The following is a 5,509-nucleotide window of genomic DNA, read 5'->3' as shown; positions in this document are numbered from 1 at the left end:
TGCGGCGCACGCGCAGCGTGCGCCGCAGGTTTTAGATCTGGATTTTAATTACGCTGAGGTACTTACAACACATTGCGCTCAAACCCAAACCAATGAAATTTTTGAAAGCGTTGCTTTGCAACGCTTTCAAAAATTTCATTGTGGTTCGTTTGATCGATAATTGCTATAGGAAGAGAATGGCAAGATAAGGGTTTAGTGGTATAGCTATATTTACTTAAGTCAGGACATCAAACCCAATAGAGAATTGCGGCGTTTCGCGCCGCAACTCTCTATTGGGTTTGATTTTTGTTCTAACATTACTGACTATAGCTATAACTATTCCTAGTAAATGACATTAAATGACAGATACCGTTAGAAGTTTAGGCGAGCAAGGACTGCTGAAAATTTTTCGGCATTTTTGTAGTGCCGTGGTGGGGGATGATGCTGCTCCGATGGGGGGAACCTTGCCAGAACATCAAATGGTTGTTACCACGGACATGCTGATCGATGGTGTGCATTTTAGCGATCGCACGACTAGTCCTGAAGATGTTGGTTGGCGGGCGGCGGCTGTGAACTTATCAGACTTAGCCGCAATGGGGGCTAAGCCTTGGGGTTTAGTCATGTCAGTAGGACTGCCCCCTGATACGGAGGTCGCTTGGATTGAAGGTGTCTATCGAGGCTTTAGTGAATGCTTGCAACGCTATGGCACGGAGCTAGTAGGTGGTGATACGGTGCGATCGCCTGTTCGGACATTATCCGTAACAGCCTTCGGTCAAGTGCCTAAGGATCGGGTCATTCAGAGACATACCGCCAAGGTGGGTGATGCGATCGCGATTACAGGTTGTCATGGACTCTCTAAGGCAGGTTTGGAAATTCTATTTAATGAAGGTTTAAAAGAGAAGTTATTATCGCCGCTGAAGGTTGGTAATCGCATTCTGGCAGGATCAGAGTTAGCGCAGGCTATCTGTCGCTATCATCAGCGACCAATTCCCCGTTTTGATGCGATCGCCCTATTGCATAAACTACTCAGTCAGCAAAACTACGTAAAGGATTTTCCCGTTTCGGGCATGGATAGCAGCGATGGCTTAGCCGATGCGATCGCCCAAATTTGTCGAGCTAGCCATGTTGGAGCCAAGATCTATTGGCGATCGCTACCAATTCACAGGGCGGTAAGGACTTTGGCAGGCGAGCGGGCGTTAGATTGGGTCTTGTACGGTGGGGAAGATTTTGAACTGGTCTTATGTATGCCAATGGATTTAGCAGTGCAGTTTGTCAATCGATTATCTGGAGCGGTGATTATCGGTGAAGTGATTGAGGGTAATCAAATTGATGGGCTAGAAATGCGATCGGCTTTTCAGCATTTTGATTAAGTAATACCAATTCCCAAAATGGCAACGCCATTTTGGGAACCTCAAAACCTTACTGGGTTTGGTGTTTAATTCACAAAAGTGTGACAACACTTTTGTGAATTGGTATAAGTAGCTAGGCATAAGTAAAATTAAAACCCAGAAGAGTATACCGCCCGCGCAGCGGGCGGTATGCTCTTCTGGGTTTGTTTTTTTAATCAGCATATTGACTCTCCCCTTAGGGTAGACGATGTAATTACAACAAGAGGTTTAAGAGGTCAACGAAATGCTCAAAATTGGAGACTTTTCTAAGCTCAGTCAGGTGTCTATAAAGGCTCTGCGCCTCTACGATGAGATGGGATTGCTCAAGCCAATCTCCATTGATCGCTTTACAGGATATCGCTTCTACTCTGCTAGTCAATTACCTCGGCTCAATCGTATTCTCGCATTCAAAGATTTGGGATTTTCTTTGGAACAGATCGCTCGACTGTTGCAGGAAGAGATTTCCATTGAGCAAATGCGCGGTATGTTGCGGCTAAAGCAAGCCGATTTGCAGCAGCACATCGAGCAAGAGCAATCTCGACTGGTAAGAGTAGCTGCCAAACTCAAACAAATTGAACGGGAGCATGTTATGTCTGATTACGAAGTTGTGATTAAAAAGATCGAGCCGATTACCGTTGCTTCGATTCGCGAAGTATTACCCAATTACTATGCGATCGCCAAGCTTTTCCAAGAGCTCTATCAGCATCTCGCTCAACAGGGGATTACCAAGTTTGAGTATGACACTGGTATTTGGCACGACTATGGTTATAAGGATAGTGATATTGATGGTGAAGCAGTTGTGGCTGTACCGCCTTCGGTGAAAGGTAATGATCGCATTAAAATCTACGAACTACAGGGTTATGAAGCGATCGCCTGTTTAGTTCATCATGGCAGCTATAGTGGCTTATCTACAGCCTATCAGCATTTACTAACTTGGATTGAGAATAATGGATATCGCTGCATCGGTGCGAACCGTGAGTTCTATATTCAAGGTGGATCTGATTGCGATGAGGACTCCTACATTACAGAAATTCAGTTCCCTGTCGAGAGAATATAGATTATATAGTTATATTCACTTAAGTCAGTAATACCAATTCCCAAAAGTGTGGCTACACTTTTGGGAATTGAAAAGCAAACCCAGTAAGGGTTTTAAAATCACAAAATGGCGTAGCCATTTTGTGATTTGGTATAACGTCAGTTCAGGGCAAGCTGGCAAATTTTAAAAGTGCAAAAGTAAAAGCCTTGCTACGCAAGGCTTTTACTTTTGCACTTTGAGAGAGGGTTTGCTACGCAAACCCTCTCTCAAAGCTCGTTTCAAATTATCCCGAACTCACGTTACAGCAATTACCGATCAAACGAACCACAGAGAAATTTTTGAAAGCGTTGCGAAGCAACGCTTTCAAAAATTTCTCTGTGGTTTGGGTTTGAGTGCAAAGCGCTGTAAGTCCATCAACAATGACTTTTAGGTTTTAAGTTTATATATTTGCGCGGGAAAACTTACAATACAATAGAATACGTGCTTTACATTCGCTCTAACCTATAAGGCTCGTATGTTAGGCAAGCTACTCGATCGCCGCTACCGCATTATCAGAGAATTAGCAGAAGGAGGTTTTTCCCAAACTTACCTTGCTGAAGATACACGATTGCCCAAAAACCCCCAGTGCGTCGTCAAACATCTCAACCCGACCATAGACGATCCAGTTTTTACCCAAAAAGCGCTCGAACTTTTTAAGGCTGAGGCAGAAACCTTACAGGAATTAGGCAAACATGATCTCATTCCCCAGCTTTACGCCTATTTCCAAGAAAATAAAGAATTCTATCTCGTTCAGGAATATATCGCAGGTCATCCCCTTAGCTCCGAAATGTCTCCAGGCAGTCAAATGGCCGAAGCGAGAGTCGCGCAGATTGTCAAAGAAGTTCTGGAAATCCTCCGATTTGTCCATAAATATAATGTCATCCATCGCGATATTAAGCCGAGTAATTTGATCCGTCGTCATAGCGATGGCAAGTTAGTTCTCATTGACTTTGGCACGGTCAAACAGGTGCAAATGGAAGTAGCAAATGCGAAGAACAAAGCCAGAGTAACCTTGCCAATTGGCACTCCTGGTTATATGTCCTACGAGCAGGAACGGGGGCAATCCGTATCTAATAGCGACATTTATTCTTTAGGAATGCTGGCTTTACAAGCGCTGACGGGCAAACATCCCAGTCAATTTCCTCGCGATCGCGACAATGAAATTAACTGGCGGAGCTATGCTAAGGTTTGTCGCGAATTTGCCGCAGTTTTGGATCGCATGACGCGCTGCAATCCTCGCGATCGCTACCAATCGGTTGAAGAAGTACTGAGGGATATTGCCAAACTGCCTAAATTAAGCACAGTCTCGCCTCGAATTACTGACGAGCGGGAAGTAAATAAGTTAAATCCCCTATTGCCCTTAGTGATATCCTGCATCGCCTTAGCAGGCGGAGTTTATCTATTTAATGCAGTTAATGCAGGATGGAACCCTTTCAAAAACGATATTGATATTCCATCCACCAATAGCACCAATAGATCGTTACCCCCTGCTTCTCCATCGGCAACTTCTCCAATATCACAAACATCACCAATATCACAAACATCACCAATATCAAACCTCGACAACTCTAGTTACGAAAACCTGAGCAGCTTTCTTAAAGAGAAAAACTGGAAAGCAGCAGATCGAGAAACCTATACTCTGCTACTCAAGGCGGCGGGAAGTCAATCCTATAATGATGGGACATTTCATCCCGATGAGTTTAATCGGATCAGCTGTGCAGATCTAGTTTTGATCGATCAGCTCTGGACACAGGCTAGTAACGGCAAACAGGGTTTCACTGCTCAGAAAAAAATCTATGAAGATTCGGGCAGAGATATTCGCAAAACCTACGAAAACCTTGGCTGGCTGACTCCATCGGGCGAACTAACGATCAATACCGCCTACGATCGCCAAACTATGCGGTGGCAATATATCGAAGGTCGTCAACCCAATTTCAAGGCTCCGCCCGTCGGTCATCTCCCATTTCTGCTCCGAGATACCAGCAAAAATTTAGATCGTCTGATTACTCTTTATCGATGCTCATCATAAAACTATGCGATTAAATATGCGATTAAATATGCGATTAAAATTCCCTGCTCAGTTTCTCCTGCTCTTTAGCTGCCTTGCTTTTAGCTATGTGGCTTTTGGTACGTCAAAAGCCTTAGCTCAGGTTGCTGAAGTCCCTAACCCCGATCGCAATGGTGACTTTAGTTCTGCTTTTCAACGCGGCAATCGTGGTTTCTATACCATTAATAAATGGCTAGTCGTTCAGCCCATGAGTTTTAGCATGAAAGACTATGGCTTAAATTGTCGATATGAACCTAATGGACAGCTCCGATCGCAGATTCAAAGAGGTGCGGTGATCACGGCGGTATTTAAAGGGACTCCCAATTTGCAGACGGTCGAACCACCAGATCCCGCTAATGACGCGATCGTTTTCGATAGTAATGGATTGCCATGGCTCAGAGTCAAAGGAGTCCAGAATGAATTAGCCAACCCCGTCCAGCCCGTGAGTTTTGATCAATTAGGGGATTGCTATGTCAGGGCTAACTTAAAGTATATTGCCCCAATTAACCCTGACTCTCTGATTTTTGATCGCAAGTAAGTAGCTAGGCATAAGTAAACTTAAAAACCAGAAGAGTGTTGCGGCGCTTCGCGCCGCAACACTCTTCTGGTTTTTGTTTTTGTCTAACATAACCTTACAACCTAATGGACATAGCTCTTTCCCGTGCTTTCCGAGAATGCGGCTCACAATATGTTATTCTAAGACCGAGGGAGTAGGTAAAAAATTTACTAAATCAAACAGATATGCAAGGGAATAGGCGTATTAAGTGTTGTAGTAGACACTAGCGGCTTAACTACATCTATTTTTATCAGCTTTTATTTTTATGAGCTTTTATCAGTTTTGCATATCGTCAAGAATGCCTCGCAGTTCATGCTCCCCCATGAACAAGAGACAGGTCGTAAGGTGCAGTTATCTGTCGCTACATACTAGGATATCTGTGCCTTGCTTTTGCTATATAGCTACCGCCAGTCTATACCAAGTTAAGAAATGGCGTAGCCATTTCTTAACTTGGACATAAGCAA

General features: G+C 44.0%; 4 protein-coding genes. All 4 read left to right on the top strand.

What is annotated here, in order from left to right; all coding sequences use genetic code 11:
- Positions 1–338 precede the first annotated feature (338 nt).
- The 4 genes from thiL (at position 339) to PSE7429_RS21365 (ending at position 5,027) form a co-directional block, all read left to right on the top strand.
- Positions 339–1,349 (top strand): thiamine-phosphate kinase, encoded by a 1,011-nt coding sequence (thiL, locus tag PSE7429_RS21385; protein WP_009629456.1) that lies wholly within the window; start codon positions 339–341, stop codon positions 1,347–1,349.
- A 262-nt stretch (positions 1,350–1,611) separates the two neighbouring features.
- The gene (locus PSE7429_RS21380) at positions 1,612–2,424 is read left to right on the top strand and encodes a MerR family transcriptional regulator (protein WP_009629455.1); all 813 of its coding nucleotides are present in this window, start codon (positions 1,612–1,614) and stop codon (positions 2,422–2,424) included.
- Positions 2,425–2,917: 493 nt separating this feature from the next.
- The gene (locus tag PSE7429_RS21370; RefSeq protein ID WP_009629454.1) at positions 2,918–4,471 is read left to right on the top strand and encodes a serine/threonine-protein kinase; all 1,554 of its coding nucleotides are present in this window, start codon (positions 2,918–2,920) and stop codon (positions 4,469–4,471) included.
- A gap of 28 nt (positions 4,472–4,499) precedes the next feature.
- Entirely contained in the window at positions 4,500–5,027 is a 528-nt protein-coding gene (locus PSE7429_RS21365; protein WP_144052558.1) for a hypothetical protein, read from the top strand.
- The last annotated feature ends 482 nt before the right edge of the window (positions 5,028–5,509 follow it).

It is taken from the genome of Pseudanabaena biceps PCC 7429 (genome assembly GCF_000332215.1).
Taxonomy (GTDB): Bacteria; Cyanobacteriota; Cyanobacteriia; order Pseudanabaenales; family Pseudanabaenaceae; genus Pseudanabaena; species Pseudanabaena biceps.
The sequence above is the reverse complement of the archived record's forward strand: the minus strand, read 5'-3'. Positions and strand labels throughout refer to the sequence as shown.

Excerpts from the sequence above, each read along its gene's own strand:
- thiL (WP_009629456.1), top strand. The coding sequence starts at position 339 with ATGACAGATACCGTTAGAAGTTTAGGCGAGCAAGGACTGCTGAAAATT.
- PSE7429_RS21380 (WP_009629455.1), top strand. The coding sequence starts at position 1,612 with ATGCTCAAAATTGGAGACTTTTCTAAGCTCAGTCAGGTGTCTATAAAG.
- PSE7429_RS21370 (WP_009629454.1), top strand. The coding sequence starts at position 2,918 with ATGTTAGGCAAGCTACTCGATCGCCGCTACCGCATTATCAGAGAATTA.
- PSE7429_RS21365 (WP_144052558.1), top strand. The coding sequence starts at position 4,500 with ATGCGATTAAAATTCCCTGCTCAGTTTCTCCTGCTCTTTAGCTGCCTT.